Genomic DNA, 23,126 nt, shown 5'->3' with positions numbered 1-23,126 from the left:
GCTCCGCAGGGCGAGTTTCCTTATCCCACAGCCTTTGTTAACGATTTTTGATTTAGAACCACTAGATCTTCAAATCGTTGCCGTGCCTGTGAGCCAAGTCATTCTCGCTGAACCTAGCACCTTGAGGGTATTTGGGGATATTTGGGGATAGTATCCTTTATGAATTTGCACTATCTTTGTGGCTGTATGTTATACCCAAATGACGTCAAGATGCAGAAATCGTGTCAGTGACATGCTCCGCAGGGCGAGTTTCCTTATCCCACAGCCTTTGTTAACGATTTTTGATTTAGAACCACTAGATCTTCAAATCGTTGCCGTGCCTGTGAGCCAAGTCATTCTCGCTGAACCTAGCACCTTGAGGTTATTTGGGGATATTTGGGGATAGTATCCTTTATCAATTTGCACTATCTTTGTGGCTTCTATCAAATCACTTAGTTATCAACAAACATGAATCTTGCATTGCTCAGTATGTTCATCCCTACCTTCTTTTTTGTCTCAATTACACCAGGAATGTGCATGACGCTCGCCTTAACGCTAGGAATGAGTATCGGTTATCGCCGCACATTATGGATGATGATTGGTGAACTCGTCGGTGTCGCGCTGGTTTCAGTCTCGGCAGTACTAGGGATCGCAGCGATCATGCTCAACTATCCTTGGATGTTTATCGCACTAAAGTTTATTGGTGGCGGCTACTTACTCTATCTTGGTGTAGAAATGTGGCGATCTCGAGGTAAGTTAGCAATAAATGTCGATAATTTGGAGACACCCAGAAGTGGTAATGTCGCGCTCATCATGCAAGGCTTCGTTACCGCTATCGCAAACCCAAAAGGCTGGGCATTTATGATTTCTCTGCTGCCGCCTTTTATCGATCAAAATGCGGCTCTTGCTCCACAGTTGATCGTGCTTGTCTCCATCATCCTTCTTTTTGAGTTCATTTGTATGTCTCTGTATGCCACGGGTGGTAAAGGACTGAAACGCGTGTTGGGTCAATCAAAGAATGTGCGCCTGATGAACCGTATCGCGGGCACTTTAATGATGGGGGTTGGTGTTTGGCTATTACTGAGCTAAAGCAACGCTGGAAATGATGAAAAATATCCTAAGAAAAATTACGCGAAACATAAGTGAAGTATTAGATTTTCAGGCCCGAGTTTGGGTCGTAAACGTTTATGCTGGAGAACACAGAGGCGAATCTTACGTTGTAAACGAAGACAGCTTTTCCGAGCCATTGCAATGGATGAAAAAGAAAGGTTATCACACATCCATGTTGCGCCTGGTTGAATCGATGAAGCGCTCTCAAATCATTGAGTTCGATTTAGGTCACGTCAAACACCGCCTGATGCGTGTGAAATAGCACAAAGTAAAACGCCACTCAAACTGAGTGGCGCGAGCACTTTTTACCTTCAGCACCTCGTATTACGGCGCGGTATCAATCTCAACAGGCAAGTAATGCTTCGGTTCGAGCTTGAACAGTTCAGGTAATACGGTACCAATGGAAATGGAAGACCATGTACCTGATAGCACACCAATAAACATCGCTGTTGAGAAACCCGCTAGCGGTGCTCCCCCCATAATCCATAGTGCACCAACAGTAATCAGTGTTGTGCCTGAAGTCACCATCGTTCTAGAGAACGTCGCGATGACAGCCTGGTCATTGATGTCTTCCATTTTCCAACTTTGTTTCGCGATCAGTAGCTCACGAATTCGATCTGAAATGATGATCGAATCATTCAATGAGTAGCCTAAAATTGCCAATACGGCAGCAAAAACCGTTAAGTTGAATTCCATTTGGGTAACGGCGAAGAAGCCGAGGACGACAATTACGTCATGAGCCAGAGCAAATACAGAGCCACTCGCTAAGCGCCATTCAAAACGGAAACACAAGTAACCAAGGATGCTCAGCACACAAATCAATAGTGCTAAACCGCCTTGGTCAAACAAATCCTGACCAACTTGAGCACCAACAATACTGTTGCTGACGACATCAACTTGATGTGAAACTGGCTTTAATACCTCTTCCACACTCGGCAGAGTTTGTCCTTCTTCTGGGGCGGAGTAGCGAATAAGCCAACGACCATCTTCACCTGTGCGGGTGACAGAGGTTGATTCACCAAGTTTTGGTTGCAGTGCATCCAGCAGATCGTGGTTGGTTAACGACTTATCGACTTTCACTTCTGTCACCATACCACCAGTGAAATCCAAGCCAAGATTCAACCCTTTGAAGCCCAGAGCACCAAGTGCGATCACCGTCAAAACGATAGAAACTAGCGTAGTGAAGTGGCGAATTTTACGAATATTTTGTTTTAGCATTTCGACCATGATTAAACCCTCACATCACGACGGGCATCTCGGCCCCAAATTAAATTGATCATTGCTCGAGAGGCAAATACGCCTGTAAACATACTGGTTAACAAACCTAATCCGAGTGTTAAGGCAAAGCCTTGGATTGGACCGTTACCGATGGCGTATAAAATCACGGCGGTGATCATGGTAGTAATGTTGGCATCAAGAATGGTCGAGAACGCGCTATCAAAGCCCAGATCAATCGCTTGAGCGAAACTGCGGCCTTCACGCATTTTGTCCTTAATACGTTCGAAGATAATAACGTTGGTGTCCACTGCCATACCAACGGTTAACACCAACCCTGCAATACCTGGAAGCGTTAGCACCGCACCTGGTAACAAGGCAATTAAGCCAAGCAAACAAAGCATGTTGGCACAAAGCGCCACGTTCGCCACCCAACCTAAGCGGCGGTACCAAAGGGCCATAAAGGTCAGTGTTAAACCCATACCCAAAGCAAGTGCCGCAAAGCCATTTTCAATGTTTTCAGCTCCCAAAGAAGCACCAATAGTGCGCTCTTCTACGATAGTAACCGGGGCAGTTAACGACCCCGCACGAAGTAATAGCGCTAACTGCTGCGCTTCGTCCATGCTGCCAGCGCCGGTAATACGGAATTGGCTACCAAGTTGAGATTGAATAGTCGCAACGCTGATAACGCGCTCGCTGCGCTCCGTTACGCCACGATCGTTTGTCTTGTATTCGCGGTAAACCGTCGCCATTGGCTTGCCAATATGCGTTGCAGAGAAATTACTCATCTTTTTACCGCCCGCGTGGTCAAGCGAGATGTTAACTTCTGACATACCCATATTGTCGACGCCTGCACGAGCGTCAACAATGTGCTCACCCGTTAGGACTGGTCGTTTCTCCAGAACAACAGTTCGGCCATCGTTATCTTTCAGCACAAGATCTTGGCCGCTTCGCGCTTGGCCTGCATCTTTCACTTCATAGAATGCCAAACTCGCAGTGGCACCAATAACGTTTTTCGCTTGTGCTGGGTCTTGTACACCTGGTAGCTCAATACGAATGCTGTCTTTACCCTGACGCTGAACTAATGCTTCCGTAATGCCTAGCTCTTCAATACGACCACGCATAATCTTCAAGTTTTGTTGCAATGTCGTTGATTGGAACTCTTGAATATTCTGCTCACTTGGCTCAAGAACAAAACCGCGAGACGAGCTTTTCACCACCCAACCTGGATAGTTTTGACGCAAGAATTTATTTACTTCAGCCAGGGCGGTATCACTCTCACTGTTTACCGCAATGCGGTTACCACTTTCTGCGCGAATTTGTACACCACGCACGCGCTGATCTCGCAGGCTTGCTTTGATCTCATCGATCAAAGCATTACGTTGCTCCTCAAATGCTTTATTTACGTCGACATTCAAGAGGAACTGTACCCCTCCGCGAAGGTCAAGACCGAGTTTGATTGGGCTAAAACCCATCTCATTCAGCCACTCTGGAGCAACAGACACATATGAGAAGGTAATGCTGTCTTCTTTATTTAGCTCATTGTTTAGTAACGCACGAGCTTTGCTTTGCGCATTTTCATCATCGAATACAATGGTCGTTTTGCCATCTTTTTCGATGATTTTGTCTGCTGAGATATGATTGGTTTTCAGTAGTTGATTCAACTGAACAACCGACATTTCACTGCTGTTTTGGTTTGAAAACGTTAGCTGGATCGATGGTTGCTCACCGAACCAAGTCGGAATCGCGCTTAACGTTAAGATAATGACCGTCGTGATTAATACGACATATTTCCAAGCTGAATAGTGATTCATCAGCTTTCTGTTCTTTTGCTGCTTTGGTGTTTTTTTCATGTAAACATCATCCCTTCACTACGAAGTGAAGCTTTTAATAACAAGGCTTAACACACGACAGATGCCCCCAGAATAAATTCAGGGTATGAAAAGCTCAGGACGGTTACGCCCTGTTGAATACAATCGTCGTGTTAAGAGTGCACAATGGTGCAAATAGATGGTGTTTAGGCAGAAAACTGACTATTGAGTGCGACGTACATTGCGTTGGTCTCTTTCCAACCAGAAATGCGATGATCGCTTGTGAAATGATAAAAAGTGTACTGGTTTTGACGCCAATTGATATCCATCAGGCTGTAGGCATAACCTGCGTCAACATAGAAAGGCGTGTTTAGGTCACCAACAACGTCAACATGCTCATCATCAAGGCCTTCACGTAAGTGAGAAACCCAACGTTGAGTGTTAAATAGGGCTAGCGTATCGAGTCTTGCATGACCTTCAGAAATCGGAGACTGCGTCGTTTCTTCTGAGACTTCAGAAAAATCGATTGAGGTATTTGCAAAAGCAATACTCGCAACAAATGGTTGCAGCTTAGAAAAGTAAGGTAAATGAGCTTTCTGATCGATTTGCGCAGCAAAAACATGCGCTGGTAGCAACACCATCGCAAGCAGCATAAAAATCAATTTTTTCAAGCAAATCTGAGACATAAGAACTCACTAAAAACAAAACGAGTCGAGTTTTTTCACTCGACTCGATGATAGTATTCCTATTAATTATGGTTCACAACTAAAAAGTTATAAATCTCTAGAGGCTTTAAACTAAAGGCGCTCTGTTAGCGGTAAAAGATATCGCCTTTATCGACATCTAAATAGATTTTGTTTTCTTGCTCCAAACCACCACAATAAATGAAGTACACATTGCGCTTGTCATAAGTAACCGAACGAACCCAGCCACCGAGCTCTTCAAAATCACTCGGATCACAGGTTTCATCGTCCAACAATTGCTGTGTTTTCTTGCGGAAGATGTCCAAGTGGACTTTTAAATCATCCGACTTCTGCAAATATCCATCCAGTATTTCCAAACGCTCTTGTTCTTTAATAACTGGCTCTGCATCAGATAATCCTTCGGCATTCAACCACTCAGCTTTTTCTTCACCGCCCTCTTCATAAACAAGGTAACCAGAGATTCGATACCAACCATCCACTTTTTCTAACACCGATACTTTTTCTCCCTTATAGAGCGTATCGACAACCAAAGCATTAGCATTTGGCTTATTGTAAACATTGATTCGACGTTCAATGACATAGTATTTGGTCACTTCAGGGGGGGCGGTTTCTAAATCCAGAATCGGTTTGGATGTTTCTTCTTCCACTGGCGCTTGCTCCACTTGCGCAGCTTTTGGCGCCTCAGGTTCATCTTTTGGCATAAAGAAGAAATAGTATCCAGCACCCGCCCCACAGAGCAACAGTTTGACAATCAATGCGATGAGAATTTTCTTCATGTACTTTTCCTTTTCATTCTTTGTTCTTATCTCACCGGCAACACGCATGTCGCGGAAATTTGGGTATATACTCAAAAGGGTCGGTCAACTAACGCGAGCAATAATGATCAACAAACTCAATTGGATACTGTTGTTTCTTCTGTTCCCCATTATGGGGCACGCCAATATTCAATGTAACCCATCGTCGTGGAATGACAATCTTACCCAATTCAATCGTTTAGAGTCCAATTACAATAAGCATGTTGAGGTATTCAATGCACTTTTAGCCGAACATAAGCAGCGCCAGTTATTGTCCCAAACCTTTTCCCTACATGAACTCGTGTTACTTTGGCGCGCCCGCTCGAACCAAAATGCGTTCAAAACTCAATTAAAAGCCTCCATTCAATATAAAGAAGAACTCACGACTAAAGCTAATGAGTTGATTAAATTGAGCACACAATCTCAATGGTCAGCAAATGGATGGAAGAAACTTGCCCAAAAGTGCCGTGAGTCAAACGAAACTGCCAATCAAATCACTGCGGAGTGGTATAACACCAACGCTTTGCAACTTGCCGAGGATTACAAACGCCTTTCTTCACAGTACCAAGCACTAGCGCAACTCTATGATAAAGAAGCGAGATCGCTTCAATACGCTCAAGATGTTTCGAGGTAAAAATCGAGCCCGTTTTGAAAAGACGATGTCGGGTTTTCACTCCAATATTGGACGTTATTCGTGCTTTAATTCCCTCTTTTAGTGATCCCAACATCATATGTAAAAAATGGGACTGTTCCCTTTTACAAACTTGACTAAACCATGACCAAGAGAGGCAACTTATAGAGACATACGTCACAATAATGCTTTACTTATGGCCAATTTTTGGTTAATTTACCCATTAATAAAATTTAATAAAAAGTCACATTTGGCTGGAGATGATGCTACAACCATGGTTATCAATCGATTAAGTAACAGGGACTGTCCTAATGCTACCAAAGCCAAGTTTTTGTCAGTAGTTAGGCACGTAAAAGAGTTTGGTTCAATCAGCGATTTGGACCTTTGTAAAATCTTCGGAGAAACAATTTGGAGTGATGGGATGGAATACCATTCAGCTGCGTTCTCATTCAAGGTTGATAGATACACAGGTAACTGTGAAATCTCACAATACAAGCACCAATAAGGCTTAAGAATTTATAAGGCGGAGTCAGGAAACTGATTCCGCTTTTTTGATCATCGCGATCGTAAAGTCGTGATCGGAATAACCCTCGATCAATTGTGCGTCTGGACATAGCCATCGGCAATAGCGTAACACCCCAACTTTATTATGCGATGCGAGCATTCTCATGCTCGGCAGCTTTTCTTCATCCAATAAGTTAAACACGCACCCTTTCTCTGCGGCCCGGTACATTTTCTCGATCATCTCAATGGTATGATTTGGATTCGCGGATTGATAATTCAATGATCCAGAAGCAAAGACATAATCACTACGGGGCAATACCAACGTTGAAAAGTCGCCGCATACGAACTCACTTTGAGTACGAAAGTCCCGCTTTCTGGCCTCAGAGATAAACTGTTTTTGCTGATCAATGCCAATATAACTTTGGGGGCGCAGATTGTTGAACTCAATAAACGCTAATAAGTCTCCGTAGCCGCACCCAATATCTAAAAGACTTGAACCGTCTAACGTTAACCCTCGGCACAAAGCTTCAAATCGACTGATTTGGCTGTACTTATCTCTCCATCCCAGCGTTCGCGCTCTGTCTGTACCGAACTGTCGGTATCGCTTTCGGTGATAGTGAGCAATCTTAAGTCTATCGAGGAATTTCATCTTTCTTATGCATAAATCGGCAAGCTTCCATTTCCTTTCACTTGTCTAATCGCCAAGTGCGTATGGATATCTTTTACGTTTTCTAATCGTTGTAGCTTTTTAGTGAATGTTTCATAACCAGCGAGATCTTTGCTGACCACTTCTAACAAATAATCATAAGCCCCTGATACAACATGGCACGAGATCACTTCGTCCATTTCAACAACAGCATGTTCAAATTCATCAATCGAAGAAGCTTGGTGGTTGTTCAAACTGACTTCAACAAATACGGTCATCGCAATACCCACCGTGTCTCTGGACACAATGGCTCGATAACCGCTAATTACACCCTCCTGCTCTAAACGCTTAATGCGTCTTGCACAAGGTGATGCCGATAATCCTACTTTGTCAGCGAGCTCTGCCGTAGTCAGGGTTGCATCCTTCTGCATCAAGTTGATCAGTTGCCTGTCAATTTTGTCCATTTATCCTTCCATGCCAATAATCACTAACAATTAACATTTATACGCGCTTTATCACCAACATCAAGCTTAATTACGTCAAACTTTGCCTCCCTTTGGCACGAGTTTTATTCAACAATTAACACATCATTTACAAATGGACATGCCGACAATGATCTTGGGATACGCAGCTATATTAACGACCTTACTGCTTTGGTCTGGTTTCTTTATTTCTTTAAAAGGGGGCGCAATTTCTAACTTGCAGCCAGCCGATATCGCGTTAGTTCGCTTTCTAATCCCAAGTTTAATTTTATTACCATTTGTGATTAAGCATAAGCAGGCGCTTCGCGTCGTGCCTAAACGCTACCTAACTGGTGTTGTGGTAGGGAGTGGCCTGCCCTACCTGCTGGTCGTCGGCACAGCTATGCACTTCGCTCCCGTGGCGCACGGCAGTGCATTGGTACCTGGCACTTTGCCATTATTTGTTTCTGCTATCGCGGTGTTGTGCTATCAACAGTCGCTGAGTGCTCACCGCTTAATCGGGCTTTCTACGGTGCTGTTAGGGATTTTCGTATTTCTTCTTTCTAATAGCGGTGCAGAGTACAACTGGTCTCAATTACAAGGCCACATCTTGTTTCTAACCGGTAGCATTATGTGGGCTGTTTTCACCATCAGTGCTCGTGTTGCTAACCTTAATGCGCATGTCTGTGCTGGATTCGTTGCAATCGCGTCTTTGGCACTGCTCATCATTGCGGTTGGCTTCGGATGGGTAGATAGTTACCTAGCGATAACGCCGATCAGTCAGTGGCCGTGGGAAGAATTATTTGGCCACGCGATGTTGCAAGGTGTCGGCGCAGGCTTAATCGCCTCTTTTACCTTTATCTATGCAATCCGAATTATTGGCGCCGAAGCCAGTGCTGCTTTTGGGTCATTAACTCCAGTCGTAGCGACACTTCTTGCCGTTCCAATTTTTGGTGAACAACCAGATTCACTGACTTGGTTAGCGCTGATGCTGGTAACCTGCGGCAGTATTGTGGCAAGCCAAATCTTTATGAAAGATGGAATGAGCCAAACTTATCGCCCACCACTTCACAGATAGCGATAATTTTACAAAAACTTTTGTCCTACTATCTTGAATAACAAAATGGCGTTTTGATAGCCTCGATTTAACCAATAATTAAAACGCCAATGTAATGCCTGCCACTCATACTAAAGATGAACTGCATAGGTTCCTCAAACCGGGAATGAAACTTTCGACTAATTTCGAGTTTGGGCCTAAGGACCAGTATACGTATCCCACCACCTATCTTGGGATGAAAGAGAACGCGTATTTGATTCTTGATATACCGATGCGTTTGCTTGAAGAGCAAGTGATGAGAAAACTCCCAAACGCCGATGTCATCGTGCGTGGTGTATCAGATACGGAGTTAGGCCATGTCATTGCATTTAAATCCAGTGTTCTAACAACTGCGGTTCGTCCTTCGCCCCTTTTATTTATTCGAATTCCAGGAACATTTGCAACCAAACCAGTCCGGGAACACGAACGATATAAGCTGCAAATGGACTGTAAGATTGTTCACGCGGGGAATGTTTACGACGGTAGCCTTATCGACTTCTCACTGGCAGGTATTGGTATCTCAACCTTTATAGAGCCTGAATTCAACGTTGGTGAAAGTGTCACTATCGACTCTTCTCTAAGTCACTATATCGGAGAAGAAAATCGGTGTGTCATTGCCAACATTAAGAAGTTGGTGAAAGGCTGGGTAATAGGAATTAAGTTTGAAAGCCCAATAGCGATGAGTCACGAGCTAAAAACAGAGTTACTGGAGCAGTCCTTTCTAACCAGTAACGTCTGAACTTACTGCTGGCTAAAGCGCGTCGCCTCAAAGCTGTTGAGCACTCTGTGCACCGCATAGGTCACGAGCAGAGTGACAACAATAGCAAACAAAATACTACTCACGCGATACAGCGCGCTGAACATTAAATCGCCATCCGGGGTCAGGTATTGGCCAAATAAAATACCTAATGTAGTTAATCCGCCAAACCCAGCTCCTGACCCACTAGACTCTTTTACATGCATATAGCTGAACATCATCGCGCCAATCCACAGCAATGGGACGATAAACAGCAAGGTATCCGACCAATCGTATAGTACGAGCTGCCCAGCAATACCAAAGGTTACCCCCATCAAGGTCCCCATTGCTCTTTTGCGCGCATACCCTAAAGCACCGTTCCAATGCATAGGAAACAATAAAAGCAAGGTTGTCGCCTGAGCGGACATAGAATCACTGAGGTCAAATAGCTGGAATACAAGGAAAGACATTGTAGCGATGCTCGCCCCCATAAGGGCTTCATGACGCATGCGGTGACTCTGTTTAGGCTGAGATGGTTTTGCCGGTGGCTGACGAGGCTCTGCATCAGGGATCAAAAATGTCACGACGTAGGCCACGATCACTGAAATAACATTCGCTTGTAGGTTGCTGAATATCAGATCATTTAAGTCGGTTGTTGGATAACTCGCAAAATGCAGCATGATGCTCAAGCTCAGCACACTATTTGCCCCAAACAGGAATAAGCTCCCTTTTGACATACAGGCGAACTTATACAAAAACAACCCGAAGGCGATGATCGTCATCATTCCAGGATGTCCACCAAATAGCCCACCAAGAATACCGACCTCTAATCCGCATACGACCGCTGAAAAAATCAGCTGTCGTGCGGCATGCAGGCTCATGACTGGTACCATTCCAAGTAACAACATCGGTGTTACGGTAAAAAATACGCCATAATTCCAGCCAAAGACCTTACATAAGGTGAAGCCAATGGTCGCGCCAGTTGCAATGCGCAAACACTGACGGAAGTCGTTTTCCGACATGGGATGATCCCATAACTTCATATCGCCTCCCCGTTAATAAATGTAATGAAGAAGACTCAAAAATCGGATCTGACATCTCGCTAACCAGCCAGATAACGAGTTTTCTGGCAACAGTTGCACAGTCGCACGTGCCCCGGCCGGAAATGCGCGCTGTTGAGGTTCATCGATAGCTAAATGTAAACGTAAACGCTGCGCGTCTCTCACCCAACGGTTTGAGTCTGTCGGTGTCGCTAAACGGCCATCCGCATCAAACTGGCCCGAGCTTACCCCCGCATCCACACTCGTAATACGAGCTTCAAATACGGCACCTGGCAAGCTATCAAAGGCCACTAACGCCCGACTGTTCTGATTGAAGTGTTGCAGACTCTTTTCACGAAAGTCGGCAATAATATCCACGTCATCCGAGACTAAAGCCACAAGAGGCGTACCAGCTGCCGCATAGGCACCCGTTTCCAGCTGCAAGTTAGCGACAACGCCATCATGCTCAGCAATTACTTGAGTGTAAGACAGATTAAGTTCCGCTTGTTTTAGCTGGTTTTGTGCCACGCGGATATTTACATTCGTTGCACCTAAATCGCCTCGGTTTACTTCCAACTCTTTTAAACGAGCGCGCGCGGCCAGTAAGTTTGCTCTGGCGGCCGTTGCACTACTTTGTGCGTCATCACGCTGTTGTTGCGAGGTGCCATTGCGATGAAACAATGTATCAAGACGTTTGGCTTCGCGAACTTTTTGCTCGGCGACAATTTTGCTCGCTTCAACGTCCGCTTTTGCCGCTGCAATAGAGGCATCAAGCTGTTCATTATTTTGAATCACACGCTCAAGGTTAAGTTGAGCCTTTTCTACGGCGAGCTGATAAGGCTGTGGATCAATCTGGAATAGTAGATCGCCTTGGCTTATTTCTTGGTTGTTGGCAACATAAAGATGCGTAATCTGTCCACTCACACGGGGAGCTACTTTAGTTACCACTCGCGTTGCCATTGCCTGAGGCGTCAATGGCATAGCGAGATCTGCGACTAGAAAATAGGCAAAGACAAGGACAAACGCGACGCAAGAATACTTGATCCAACGTGCGAATTTTTGATCTGGAGTCATAGGCGTTTACTTCTCTTTTAATTCGGGTTTCTGACTTATTCGCTAAGTGAATCAAGTGCATTGTGAGCAATCTGATCTAGGATCAATGAAAGCTTTTGAAGCTCTTGGTCATTGATTTCCGTCAGTAGCTTGCTCCGTACTTGAAGAATTCGAGTCTCCATTTGCTTGAGTAGGGTTTTACCTTCTTCTGTAAGGCTAACAATGCGTGCTCGCTTGTCATGCTCACTGCAATGGCGAGTGATCAGAGATTGCTCTTCTAATAGCTTTAATGTGCGCATCAGCGATGCCAACTCAATCTCAAGCGCTTCAGCCAAATGCTTCTGACTAACGTTGTCGCCCATTCGATAAAGTTTCCATAACGCAGTCCAACGCGGGTACGTCAGGTTTAAAGGCTCCAACTCGCGATCTGCAACCATTTTCCACAAACGGGCAACACGAGATAACTTTTCAGCCAGAGAAAGGTCGCGCAAACTGTTGATGTCTTGAATCATAAGATCTACTCAATTACTTAGCTTGCTAAGTAATATAAAATAGTTAGCACGCTAAGTAAATAAGTTTTTGTGATTTAAATCACATAGAATATGCCATTGGGGAACAAGTTTGCGTAACGTAGTACTTGGGTTGAATAGTAGTGATATACGACACTAAAGGTGATATCAGCACTCCTGGCTTATCAACAAGTGAAGCATTGAGATACAAAAAAAGCACAACCCTAAGTTATGGCGTTGTGCTTTTCGGTTTAGTGAGCGATTGAATTATCAATTGAGGCTCATAGCGAATGAGTTCATCACGTTCGTTCAATTAAGAATCGCTGCTTGAAGTCAACAAAGGCTTCATGCAGCGCATTTTCTTTAATCGGTTTGAGCAATACGTAATTCGCGCCCGCCTCCATAAACGCATCACTGGTTTCTTTCGCCGTATCGGCAGTACAAGCATAAATTGGCGTGCCTAGCTTCAGCTTCTGTCGGATCTCTTTGGTTGTTTCAATTCCTCCAAGATGCGGCAGTTGGTTGTCCATCAAAATCAAATCGTAAGTATGATCTTTTAAGAACTCCATCGCTTCCAACCCATCTTTTGCCCAATCAACCTGCATTTTGTACTTGTTACAAAATGCTTTGAGAATGAAAGCATTAGTATGGTTATCTTCTACCAACAGTACTTTTAGACTCTCTGCGAATAACTCACCAGGTTTAACTCTCAAGCTTGAATCAAGAGGGGTAAGCACTCGTTCACGATCTTTCACTGGCATTGTAATAACAAAGGTCGTGCCTAAACCTTTTTGACTACGTACTTGAACGTCACCTTCCAGCATATCGACGAGGCTTTTCACAATGGTCAGTCCCAAGCCACTGCCACCGTATTCTCGAGTGGTCGTTGCTTCCTCTTGAACGAAAGGTTCGAACATTTGGTCAAGCTTATCGGGCTCTATGCCGATGCCCGTATCCGTAATTTCCACTACCAACACACTATTTTCAGCGCCGTAGAACTGCTCCAGTTCAGCATGCAAGCGTACGCTGCCCGAGGGGGTAAACTTAACTGAGTTACTGACTAAGTTGAATAAAATTTGGTTCAGACGAACTTGGTCAGTAAAGATTTCAACATTGGGATCAATCTTGTTTTCAATGACGAGGTTAACGCCTTTATTTTCGCAAATTGGACGATAAATGTTTTCTAACGTCCGAATCGTGTCAGTGAACGAAAACGGGTGCTTTTGAATATTAAACTTACCCTGCTCAATCTTCGAAAAATCCAAAATATCATTCAAAACAGCAAGTAAGTGCTCACCACTATGTCGAAGTACGTCGATTTGGTTATTCTGTTCTTCCGTTTCGACCGAGTCTTTTAATAATTGAGCAACTCCTAGAATACCATTGATTGGCGTTCGGATTTCATGGCTCATTTTAGCCAGAAAATCGGCACGTGCTTGGGCGGATTTTTCTGCCTCTTTACGTGCCAAGTTACTTTGTTTTTCCGCTTCAATAAGCGTCGTAATATCCTGACCTTGAACAATGATACCGCTGATATCACCGTCAACTCGAATCGGCGATAAGTTCCAGCGATATACCTTGTCTCCAATTGGTACATTGACGCCAGTTAACGTGGCTCCTTGAGCTGCCATTCGCAGGTGAGGCATCAACTTTTCTTTGAAGCTTTTAAACACTGGGTGCATGGTTTCAATGTCGTTTTCCATGACCAATTCTTTGCGGGCTGCCGGATTGATTTGGATGAGTACACCAGACTCTGACCACACCATAATCGGCGATAACGCAAAGTTAAACAGATCGCGGAATGAACGCTTTTGGGCTTCCAGCTCTTCAAAGGTGTTTTCTAGTGTCGAACCAATATGATCGAACTCCTCGATATCCGATCCGCCAAATCGTTCGAACCCTTTTTCTTCACGAGCCGAACGAGTGTATGCCATCAACGAGCCAAGCTCTTCGACGACTCGATTCTCAATCCACTCTTTGGTCATCAACGCAATCATCACCATCCCGATAACCGAAGCCAGCATCGCTAAAAGGTGCTGGATTTGCAGCGTCACAACACTCTGATTGTCTTGTACGGTTAGTAAACACAAATCCGTCGTGGCAGCATTGACTTCGATAGGGGTTTTAATAATCAACAACTGGTCAAGCTTTTGCTGAGATTCTCGCCGCTTCAGAACATCAAATATCTTGTACGCTTCATCTCCGACTAGTGAGCTGGCTAGTGGCGTATCGTTGGCCACCAAAACAACATTATCAACGTTCCCTTCGTTTTTTAGTCTTTCCATCAACCCGAAGTTGTTATCTAGAACAACAACATTGTAAGAATACCCCATCACTTCACCGGTTTTAGGTTGTAAAACCGGTACACGACGCAGTAACAGATGGCGAGTTCCCATTGGGGTATGTGAAGGAAGGTAATACCAATTGTTGCTAAAAGTCACTTGGCTCGCGAGATCATTGAGAATCAAGTTATTGATGCCATAGAAATGCGCATTCCCATCGTCCCAAATAATGCCTTGATGATCGGTGAGAAAGCGAAATTCTGGCGTATGAGAAGGATCACTCTGGTCAATACTCATGAAAAAGTAATTGAGAGCTTCTTCATCCCGTTCTGTATAAAAATCTAAAACAACATCACTCTTCGAGTTACTGTTGTGATGAATCTGAATCGCAGCAAAATGGCTATCAAAAATATTAAGAATCAGCGCTGACGTCTGTTGCTTAGTTCTATCCACTTCTTGCCAAATAATTTGCTTCGAGAAGTAATAACTCTGAACGAAGATGCCTAAAATGATCGGAGCAAGTACGAGAATGATTATTTTCGTAATAAGCGTCGACAATGAGCGACGCTTTCTTGTTTTTGATGTAGTTGTCATCAATTGTCTGAGTATCTAAATGCGCGTTTTCTTAATGCTTCAATTCTTTCTGGAGAATCAGATTTCGTGACGACTTCAAAATCACCAGAATAAACGGTTGGAACGGGTTTCCCTTCAAGATCCCACTTAATCGCTTCTGCCATTGCAATGCCAGTATCATCGTTCATACGCATAACAGTAACGTCTAACTCCCCTTTCGAAAGCGCTTCTAATTCTGCAGAGCCGCCACCCCAGCCGTTGATCATGACATCTTCACGCCCTAACTCTTTCAGCGCATCAACAGCACCTAGCGCCACATCTGTAGAACACGCATAAATAAAATCGACGTCAGGATATTTTTCCAAACTCGCTTTTGCTGCTTCGTACCCAGACTGCTTTGTCGCTTTGGTATAGTAAGCAGATTGTAGTTCAAAGTTGTTATCACGGTTGACTTGATTGATAAAGGTGTTGCCTCTGATATCGCTGATATACCCTTCTGAAAAGTAGAGCACACTATAATGGCTCTGTTTTGGAAAACGCTTACCAAACTCCACGGCAAGCTCACGGCTGCCTTCAGCATGATCAAAACCAACATAAAGGAACGGTTGGTGATCCTCCCAATCTCTTACCGGTGTAGTGATATTTTGTAAGATCAACTTGGTTTTCTTTGAGTCTAAGACGTGTTCAACAAACTTACGATGCCTAGTGGTATCGAGAGTGAAAATCAGATAATCGGAGTTGCTCTTCAGCGCTTCCATTAAAGACAAACTTTGTTGCTTAATATCTGCGTTGGGACGGGTAAATACTTGATTAAGTTGATAGTCGATATCGAGTTTATCTAAACGCTGTTCAAATGCGTCGATATTTCGAATCCAATAATCCGAAATCTGTTGACCTGGATAAACCACAGAAATTTTTAACGAACGTTTTTTGTCTCTTTCAACCGGAACAGGAGTCTCTCGCACGGCGTCAGCCAACGCATTCGTTAACTGCTTCTGTTCTGGAAACTGGTCTAAAAATTCTTGATATGCCCAATACCCATTGAGGACTTGAGTGGCTTGCGCTATCGGCGCGACAGTGGCCATTGACATCAGGGAGAATACTAACGCTTTTTTCATCTACTGCTCTTTTAGCTTTTTATGAGCCTAATTCAGCTCTATTCGTTACCTAGCCGAGTCATCCTTTACTCTTGTAATCTACCTTCCTCTGAGTGCCTGTTTCAATAATAAATTGGTTCTTAGTCTGAGTTGGAACGAATAAACGTTTATTGTGTACCTAATTGTAAGGTCACAAAATATCATTTCTCCTTTTCATACTCTGAGTGTTTAAACAGAACACCAACCCATTATGCGTCAGTTTGTTCTTACATGGTACTCCAAAACTAAAAAGAAACCGCCTCAGTGGACAGTTTCTTTGTTATTCGGCATGTCGCGAACGCTTATTTCGATAAAGCCATTTCTAACATCATCTGCTGATTTTCATCAACGACAATACTTGCTTTTGACGTAACAAGCAGCTCTTTCTTAGCTTTTGTTAGTTGCTTAATATAATACTCAGCCCGCATGGCAAGTGTCTTTGAATCAAAATCCGAAGACCACTCCAATACCAAGGGACCTTTTCCCTTTAAAGCTTTCGCTCCTTTGCCCGTTTGGTGCTGATTGAATCTTCGCTCAACATTGTTTGTGACACCGCAATACAGCGCATTGCGGTTATTTCGTATCAAATAGACACTCCAACGCTGCGCTGTATTTTCAATCATGAAAGTAGTGACTCGACCTTAGCTTTAAGTTCATCGAGCTCTTCTTTAAGCTGAGCAACTTCGAGCTCTAGCTGGCTGACTCGATCAGAATTAGAGCCAGCCGCTGACACTGGCACTGCTAGCTCAGAGACGTCAACGTCGCCACAGAACAAATGCATATAGCGTGATTCTCGCTTCCCGGCTTCACGCGGTAACTTGACCACTAATGGTCCTTTTTCTTCGCTTGCTAAGTGCTCCAAAACCGTTTCAACTTCTTTTACATCATGAAATGTCGCGAGACGATTGGTACGAGTGCGAATTTCCCCAGGCGTTTGAGCACCACGCAAAAGCATACAACATACGATTCCCTTCTCTTGTTCTGTCAGTTTTAAATCACCAAACTCCGTATTACAGAAACGGTGCTGATACTTGCTAACACGGCTGTTAAACGCACTTTCGTCACTGACGAGCCTACGTTCAATTAGAGCATCAACGGCATCGAGAACGTCTGACTCAGAGAGCGACATTACGGGATCACGGTTGCTTTTTTGATTACACGCGTTGGTTAAAGCGTTTAGGCTGAGGGGGTAAAGATCTGGGGTGGTGACTTCTTTTTCGATCAAGCAACCAATGACTCGTGCTTCAATTGCCGTTAGCTCAACTTTCATAATGCATTTCCTTATTATTTTTGCATTTGACTTGGTACCTAAATCGCTTCGATATCATGCATCATACATTGGCAAAGAGATGCAAGAAGCGTTAGCGATTCAGGTGTCGGTGTCAGGCTAAAGCATAGCGCAAGACCTGGCACCCTTTGCGAATCGGGTCAGGTATCAATGCTCCGAGAGAATTGGCACTTTCGTCAAATTGCCATCTTGATCAACCATCATTATTTTTGAACGATTCAGCTCAACTTCGATGATTTCGAGTTGCTCGCGAGCGTTGATATACGCTGTTTTTAACTTTTCAGCCACAGAGCGAGTGGCTTGCTCATTATCTTGACTACTTACTTGCTCCGCAGTGTTCCCAGAGTCCATATCAAGTTCATCATTTTGCATTCAATGGTGTTGATAATATAGTGAAGGCCACGTTATGACAATGAATCGATGGATTCTACGATGTTGCCCAAAACTCGATTAAAGAAGCGTGATTATGTGGACACATCGCAATTGGTTGAGAAATGTTCAACTCTGCATTGTGATTGATCTAAAGACTGTTATGCCACTGGATGTTGTGCTTTAATCGAGGGAGATATTCATAAAATTAGGAAAGAGAACTATGAGTAGCGTATTTGAAATCGTTAACCAAGCTCGTCGTAAAAACAAACTAAAACGTGAGCTGCTTGATAACGAAAAGAAAGTTCGTGATAACCGCAAACGTGTTGACCTTCTAGAAAACCTTCTAGATTACATCAAACCAGAAATGACTCACGATGAAATCGTCGCAATCATCAAAAATATGAAAGCAGACTACGAAGATCGTGTTGATGACCACATCATCAAAAGTGCAGAAATCTCTAAAGCACGTCGTGACATCAGCCGTCGTATTCGCGAACTGACTGAAGAAGACAAGCAAACTAGCGGCAAAAAATAAACGCTTGAGCTAGATTTTCCAACCCCGAGTAAGGCTACCTTACTCGGGGTTTATTTTTGTCTCTAAACTAAGCGCCGTGTACAATCAATCCAACTCTTATTCCTAACGCATTCAGCTTTCTATGTCCTCAACTACGACAAGTACACAACCAACACTTGCAAAACAATTATTTACGATGACTTGGCCAATGCTATTTGGCGTTCTATCTTTAATGAGCTTTCAGCTTGTAGATAGTGCGTTTATCGGTCAGCTCGGCGTTTTACCTTTGGCCGCTCAAGGTTTTACTCTTCCGTTGCAAATGGTCATTATCGGCATTCAAGTCGGTTTAGGTATCGCCACGACCGCTGTCATTTCTAAAGCGCTTGGTGCGAATGAAAGTCGTTATGCCAAACAGCTCGGTGGCTTAGTTTTGATGATTGGCTCAATCGGTGTAGCCGTTTTTGGAGGGCTAATTTGGCTTTTGCGCTACCCCATTTTATCTCTATTAAGTGCTCCAGAGTCTGTGATGCCGATTATCGACAGCTACTGGCCTTGGTGGCTGCTAAGTTCATGGACTGGCGCGGTTTTATATTTTTACTACAGTATTTGCCGAGCTAACGGCAACACCATGTTGCCTGGCACAATGATGATGGTGACCAGCGGTGTGAACCTTGTGCTCGATCCACTATTTATTTTTACGTTTGACTTGGGTATTAACGGAGCCGCAATAGCAACCATCGTTGCTTTTGGGTTTGGTATTTTAGTCGTCGCGCCTCGCGTAAAGAAGAATCACTGGGCAACAACGCAGTGGCAAGACCTCAACGTAGCTAAAAGTGTTGCGTCTATCGGTAACATCATGGGACCTGCGATGATCAGCCAACTGCTGCCTCCGTTGTCGTCCATGTTAGCAACAAAGTTATTGGCAAGCTTCGGGACCGCCGCAGTCGCCGCTTGGGCGCTCGGTTCACGCTACGAATTCTTTGCTATCGTTTCGGTGTTAGCGCTGACAATGTCTATGCCCCCAATGGTCGGGCGCTTACTTGGCGCAAAGAACTACCAAGATATCCAATCGCTAGTCAGTATTGCCGTAAAATTCATTCTGGGCTTTCAACTTTTGATCGCAGCCATTACGTTTGCCGTCGCAAACCCACTTGCACTACTGATGACCAGCGATGTTCAAGTAGAGCAAGTATTAGAAATGCATTTGCTGATTGTTCCCATCAGCTTAGGTTCACTAGGTGTATGTATGTTGATGGTTTCTCTTTGCAATGCATTAGGTAAGTCTTACACCGCGCTCACCATTTCAGCGCTACGCTTGTTTGTCTTTTTCCTTCCTTGCTTATGGGTTGGCGCTCAAATGGGGGGAATCCGAGGTCTACTGTTAGGAGCTTGTATCGGCAACATTCTGGCGGGCATTTCCGCTTACCTAACCTATCGACAAACCATACGTAAACTCGCTGGCGCTCAAGCAAACGCATAACAATACATGGTTAAAATAAAGCCCCTTTGATTGGGGCTTTATCGTCTTGAAATGTTATCGATTTAGGCGAGTTTTAATTCATTGAAGAGCTCAAATAGCTGATTCGATTTATAAGGCTTAGGTAAATAAGCATCCATACCTGCAGCAAAACAGTTGTGAATGTCTTCTTCCAAAACACTCGCGGTGAGCGCAATAATGGTCGTTTTCTCACGCCCGGCTTTCTTTTCCCAACGACGAATTTCTTTCGTCGCGGTCAGTCCATCCATCACCGGCATCATACAATCCATTAAAATTGCATCGAATTCTTCTCCCTTTGTGATGGCTTCCAACGCTTCTTGTCCATTGCTTGTTATCAAATAGTCATATCCTGCTTTATCCAGAAAGAAACTCGCTATTTTCTGATTCATCAAGTTATCCTCCGCGATTAAGATCCTCCTGTGAGAGCGCGACGTTCGATATTCAGACTTTGGAATACTATTAGTGACAGCGTCACTTGAAATGGTTTTTTCTACCTTCGCTAAATCGTCAATGACATGCTTAAATCGATTGCCAAGAAAAGGCAATGTGAGCACAGCATGTACTCTTTCTGCATTGTCGTAGGGAGTGGATAGATGATGCTGACAAATAATCACACGACGAAGATCATACTTGAGTGACAACTCATCTAAGGCTTCATCCGTATTGGAGTCGTCACTATGGCACAGAAATATGACATCAAAGTCATCGTTTATTGCTTTTACTTCATTAACATTATTCGCACCAAAGAGATTGATTTTCGCTAATCGACACTCTTTCAAAAGTTGATCAGCGTAATCGTAATTTGTGCAGATCAAGAGCCCTTTATTTATCACGTCCGAGCGCCAGCCAAACATCGGAATAACGTCAACCTCAATAGAGAATTCAAAGCATGTGCCCACTCCTTTTGTGGATGTCGCTATAAGCTGCCCTCCCATCATGGATACCAGTTGACGACAAATTGCCAATCCCAGCCCCGTTCCACCGAACTGCCTCGACACCCCTTCATCTTCCTGAGTAAAGGGTTCAAAAATCGTCGTTAACTTATCTTGTTCAATGCCTATCCCGGTATCTTCGACTTTAAACATCAGCGTTCCGCGCTCGTTCTCAGGTAACTCGTCATAACTGACATCAACACGTATATGACCGCTTTCGGTAAACTTGACCGCATTCGATACCAGATTCGTGATGACCTGCTTGATTCGATGATCATCAACCATCACTCGAGTTGGAATGTTTTCAGCTAAGTTAATCCCCAGCTCTAGCTGTTTAGATGTGGCTTTGGATTGAAATAAAACCATCGACTGGTACACCACCTCTCGGATATCGGCCTCGACTAACGACAACTCCAGTCGACCAGATTCGATTTTAGAAAGATCCAAAATATCGTTAAGCAAGGTAAGTAATGTTTGAGATGAAGAGTCAATGTCATCAACGACTTCTTGTTGATGGGAAGATAACGCGCTTTGAGAGAGTATTTCCGTCATGCCCATAATACCGTTTAGGGGGGTACGTATTTCATGCGACATGTTAGCAAGAAATACTGATTTAGCGCGATTAGCAGACACTGCTGACTCTTTAGCATGGAGTATTTCGTCTGTTTGTCTCTGCTTTTCTTCAACCACTCGATTAACTTGCTGAGCGAAAATAGTCAGTTCATCACTGCCATCGACTTTGACTTTCGTCTGTTTCTCTTCATCGTTGATCAGCGCCGTTAAGGTATGAATAATCGCATCTAGTTTGCTATTAACCCGAAACCAAGTGCCAAAGCCAAGCCAACAAAGCATGACGATAACCAAAATAACGCCAGAGGTAATCATCGCAATATTGGTCTTTTGTTCATGAACTTGTGTTAGGAGCGACTGCTCTGTTTGTTTCGTGAACCCATCAATGAGCACCTGCAAGCGTTGCACACGGAAATCGAGTTCTCTCAAATACGCTTCATAGTCACTACGTGACATGTCCCCTGACATTAATCGCCCACGAGATGCCAAATTTCTCTGATATCTCGGCGACGTAAACAAGCCTAGTAATTTATCAACTTGATCGTATGACCCTCCTAAATTTAAAAACGCATCCAAATTTTGCTGCTGTCGATCAATAGCCTGAAAAAACAGACTCTGACTCAACCGACTCTTAGGATCTTGAACTAGGCGATGCGTCAACCAGGCTTCTTTCTGTGTCCAAAAAGACAGCTGAGCAAGGTAAGCAATAAAATTCTGCATTCGAATACCGTCCTCACTGCCATACCACTGATGATTTTGTAGCAAAGAGCGCGACATATTTTGAAGCAGTTGAAATGCCCAATCGCCAAGGTCATCCATCTCGTCCAACCTACCGGATAATACCCCTAGCATGGCCTCTTTCAGCTCATCAGCATATTCCGCGGTATTGGGGTTACTGACGAATTTTTGATGCATGGAAGAAATAACACCGTCTTGTTCTTCTATATTAAGTGCGGCTGATGCTTGAAGCGTAGGCTGGCGGCGTGCTTTCTCTATGGAGTATATAAAGTGAGAGGCTTGGGATATCAACTGGAAACCTTGGATATTGATTACCGTTTGATTGAGACGGCTTACGCGCAACGCATTGTCAGAAAACTGCTGAACTGCAAAAACCACTATCACCACCGTGGGTAATAGTGCGAGGAGTGCTAAGCGTGTTTTTATTGATAATCTCAACATCCATCAGCCCAATGGTTGATCTCATCCGATTATTTAATACTAGACTAGTTTCTAGCATTGAAAGGCATATACGACATGGTTACTTTAAAACAACATTCACCTACCAAAACCATGGTCATTCCGCTTATTTCGCCATCGGTCAATGAAATGGTAATTGTGACTCGAATCATACTTTTTGATCTTCAAGCTGAGTACAAACAGTGAAGTTTCACTCATACCTAAGATGCACATCACTTTTCATAAAATTCCAAACCATATGTTCACCTATTTCGTTGCCTTATCGAGACAAATCACACAAAAATGCAAACGAATTAACAGTGACAACAAAACTAATTTGAAAACACACATTATCATCGCGAAAAAAGTGGATGACTTTTTAAATGTCAATACGTGAAAACCACCGCTTTAGTCACATTAATTCACCACTAACACGACCTTAACTAGTGTTTTACACTGGATTTAATTTTCCTAGCAGAATAAGGGCTCCGACCTT

At 43.9% G+C, this 23,126-nt stretch carries 22 protein-coding genes; 7 read left to right on the top strand and 15 right to left on the bottom strand.

All coding sequences use genetic code 11. The features are described from left to right. Positions 1 to 447 precede the first annotated feature (447 nt). Positions 448 to 1,068, top strand: a complete 621-nt coding sequence (locus tag D8S93_RS21835) for a LysE family translocator (protein ID WP_041853084.1) — start codon at positions 448 to 450, stop codon at positions 1,066 to 1,068. Between the two features lie 16 nt (positions 1,069 to 1,084). Beyond that, a complete protein-coding gene (locus D8S93_RS21830; protein ID WP_104970816.1) occupies positions 1,085 to 1,351 on the top strand; it encodes a hypothetical protein in 267 nt (88 codons plus the stop codon). Positions 1,352 to 1,413: 62 nt separating this feature from the next. Here the strand turns inward: D8S93_RS21830 and secF are convergent, their stop codons facing one another. From secF to D8S93_RS21810, 4 genes are all read right to left on the bottom strand, one after another. Then, entirely contained in the window at positions 1,414 to 2,316 is a 903-nt protein-coding gene (gene secF, locus D8S93_RS21825) for a protein translocase subunit SecF (RefSeq protein ID WP_005397711.1), read from the bottom strand. A gap of 2 nt (positions 2,317 to 2,318) precedes the next feature. Next, the gene (gene secD, locus D8S93_RS21820) at positions 2,319 to 4,157 is read right to left on the bottom strand and encodes a protein translocase subunit SecD (protein ID WP_152815508.1); all 1,839 of its coding nucleotides are present in this window, start codon (positions 4,155 to 4,157) and stop codon (positions 2,319 to 2,321) included. A 164-nt stretch (positions 4,158 to 4,321) separates the two neighbouring features. Beyond that, entirely contained in the window at positions 4,322 to 4,801 is a 480-nt protein-coding gene (locus tag D8S93_RS21815; protein WP_152815505.1) for a hypothetical protein, read from the bottom strand. A 125-nt stretch (positions 4,802 to 4,926) separates the two neighbouring features. Further along, positions 4,927 to 5,595, bottom strand: a complete 669-nt coding sequence (locus tag D8S93_RS21810) for an SH3 domain-containing protein (RefSeq protein ID WP_152815503.1) — start codon at positions 5,593 to 5,595, stop codon at positions 4,927 to 4,929. A gap of 103 nt (positions 5,596 to 5,698) precedes the next feature. Between D8S93_RS21810 and D8S93_RS21805 the strand changes: the two genes are divergently transcribed. Then, positions 5,699 to 6,247, top strand: coding sequence for an ATPase (locus D8S93_RS21805; RefSeq protein WP_104970815.1), 549 nt, complete (start codon positions 5,699 to 5,701; stop codon positions 6,245 to 6,247). 526 nt (positions 6,248 to 6,773) lie between these two features. Here D8S93_RS21805 and D8S93_RS21795 read toward each other — a convergent pair. Next, positions 6,774 to 7,397 carry a class I SAM-dependent methyltransferase gene (locus tag D8S93_RS21795; protein WP_005397716.1) on the bottom strand — a complete coding sequence of 208 codons (624 nt, stop codon included), beginning with the start codon at positions 7,395 to 7,397 and terminating at the stop codon, positions 6,774 to 6,776. A 5-nt stretch (positions 7,398 to 7,402) separates the two neighbouring features. Continuing rightward, positions 7,403 to 7,858 (bottom strand): Lrp/AsnC family transcriptional regulator, encoded by a 456-nt coding sequence (locus D8S93_RS21790; protein WP_152815500.1) that lies wholly within the window; start codon positions 7,856 to 7,858, stop codon positions 7,403 to 7,405. A 148-nt stretch (positions 7,859 to 8,006) separates the two neighbouring features. Between D8S93_RS21790 and D8S93_RS21785 the strand changes: the two genes are divergently transcribed. Both D8S93_RS21785 and D8S93_RS21780 read left to right on the top strand, forming a co-directional pair. Beyond that, entirely contained in the window at positions 8,007 to 8,933 is a 927-nt protein-coding gene (locus D8S93_RS21785) for a DMT family transporter (RefSeq protein ID WP_047008123.1), read from the top strand. 94 nt (positions 8,934 to 9,027) lie between these two features. Then, a complete protein-coding gene (locus tag D8S93_RS21780; RefSeq protein ID WP_047008122.1) occupies positions 9,028 to 9,690 on the top strand; it encodes a flagellar brake domain-containing protein in 663 nt (220 codons plus the stop codon). A 2-nt stretch (positions 9,691 to 9,692) separates the two neighbouring features. Here D8S93_RS21780 and D8S93_RS21775 read toward each other — a convergent pair whose 3' ends face one another. From D8S93_RS21775 to D8S93_RS21735, 8 genes are all read right to left on the bottom strand, one after another. Continuing rightward, complete coding sequence (locus D8S93_RS21775; protein WP_046875880.1) at positions 9,693 to 10,730, bottom strand: DUF2955 domain-containing protein; 1,038 nt, start codon at positions 10,728 to 10,730, stop codon at positions 9,693 to 9,695. A gap of 12 nt (positions 10,731 to 10,742) precedes the next feature. After that, positions 10,743 to 11,801 carry an HlyD family secretion protein gene (locus tag D8S93_RS21770; RefSeq protein ID WP_152815497.1) on the bottom strand — a complete coding sequence of 353 codons (1,059 nt, stop codon included), beginning with the start codon at positions 11,799 to 11,801 and terminating at the stop codon, positions 10,743 to 10,745. 35 nt (positions 11,802 to 11,836) lie between these two features. Beyond that, entirely contained in the window at positions 11,837 to 12,292 is a 456-nt protein-coding gene (locus tag D8S93_RS21765) for a MarR family transcriptional regulator (RefSeq protein WP_005397727.1), read from the bottom strand. Between the two features lie 296 nt (positions 12,293 to 12,588). Further along, the gene (gene luxQ, locus D8S93_RS21760) at positions 12,589 to 15,165 is read right to left on the bottom strand and encodes a quorum-sensing autoinducer 2 sensor kinase/phosphatase LuxQ (protein WP_152815494.1); all 2,577 of its coding nucleotides are present in this window, start codon (positions 15,163 to 15,165) and stop codon (positions 12,589 to 12,591) included. After that, positions 15,165 to 16,262, bottom strand: a complete 1,098-nt coding sequence (locus D8S93_RS21755) for an autoinducer 2-binding periplasmic protein LuxP (protein ID WP_152815492.1) — start codon at positions 16,260 to 16,262, stop codon at positions 15,165 to 15,167. The genes luxQ and D8S93_RS21755 overlap by 1 nt, the downstream gene beginning before the upstream one ends. A 320-nt stretch (positions 16,263 to 16,582) precedes the next feature. Next, positions 16,583 to 16,903 (bottom strand): GIY-YIG nuclease family protein, encoded by a 321-nt coding sequence (locus D8S93_RS21745; RefSeq protein WP_012842363.1) that lies wholly within the window; start codon positions 16,901 to 16,903, stop codon positions 16,583 to 16,585. After that, positions 16,900 to 17,550 (bottom strand): YceH family protein, encoded by a 651-nt coding sequence (locus D8S93_RS21740; protein ID WP_152815489.1) that lies wholly within the window; start codon positions 17,548 to 17,550, stop codon positions 16,900 to 16,902. The genes D8S93_RS21745 and D8S93_RS21740 overlap by 4 nt, the downstream gene beginning before the upstream one ends. Positions 17,551 to 17,715: 165 nt before the next feature. Next, the gene (locus D8S93_RS21735; RefSeq protein WP_005397742.1) at positions 17,716 to 17,940 is read right to left on the bottom strand and encodes a hypothetical protein; all 225 of its coding nucleotides are present in this window, start codon (positions 17,938 to 17,940) and stop codon (positions 17,716 to 17,718) included. Between the two features lie 220 nt (positions 17,941 to 18,160). Here D8S93_RS21735 and D8S93_RS21730 point away from each other — a divergent pair, with 220 nt between their 5' ends. After that, the gene (locus D8S93_RS21730) at positions 18,161 to 18,475 is read left to right on the top strand and encodes a DUF496 family protein (protein ID WP_005373603.1); all 315 of its coding nucleotides are present in this window, start codon (positions 18,161 to 18,163) and stop codon (positions 18,473 to 18,475) included. 121 nt (positions 18,476 to 18,596) lie between these two features. Then, positions 18,597 to 19,934, top strand: coding sequence for an MATE family efflux transporter (locus tag D8S93_RS21725; RefSeq protein ID WP_065646232.1), 1,338 nt, complete (start codon positions 18,597 to 18,599; stop codon positions 19,932 to 19,934). Positions 19,935 to 19,996: 62 nt separating this feature from the next. On the opposite strand, the gene D8S93_RS21720 is transcribed toward D8S93_RS21725, so the two are convergent. Continuing rightward, positions 19,997 to 22,633 (bottom strand): ATP-binding protein, encoded by a 2,637-nt coding sequence (locus D8S93_RS21720; protein WP_152815485.1) that lies wholly within the window; start codon positions 22,631 to 22,633, stop codon positions 19,997 to 19,999. Between the last annotated feature and the right edge of the window lie 493 nt (positions 22,634 to 23,126).

The organism is Vibrio sp. VGrn 2, from assembly GCF_009361695.1.
GTDB lineage: Bacteria > Pseudomonadota > Gammaproteobacteria > Enterobacterales > Vibrionaceae > Vibrio > Vibrio diabolicus.
Note: the sequence above shows the minus strand (reverse complement) of the source record. Positions and strands in the feature narration are given on the sequence as shown.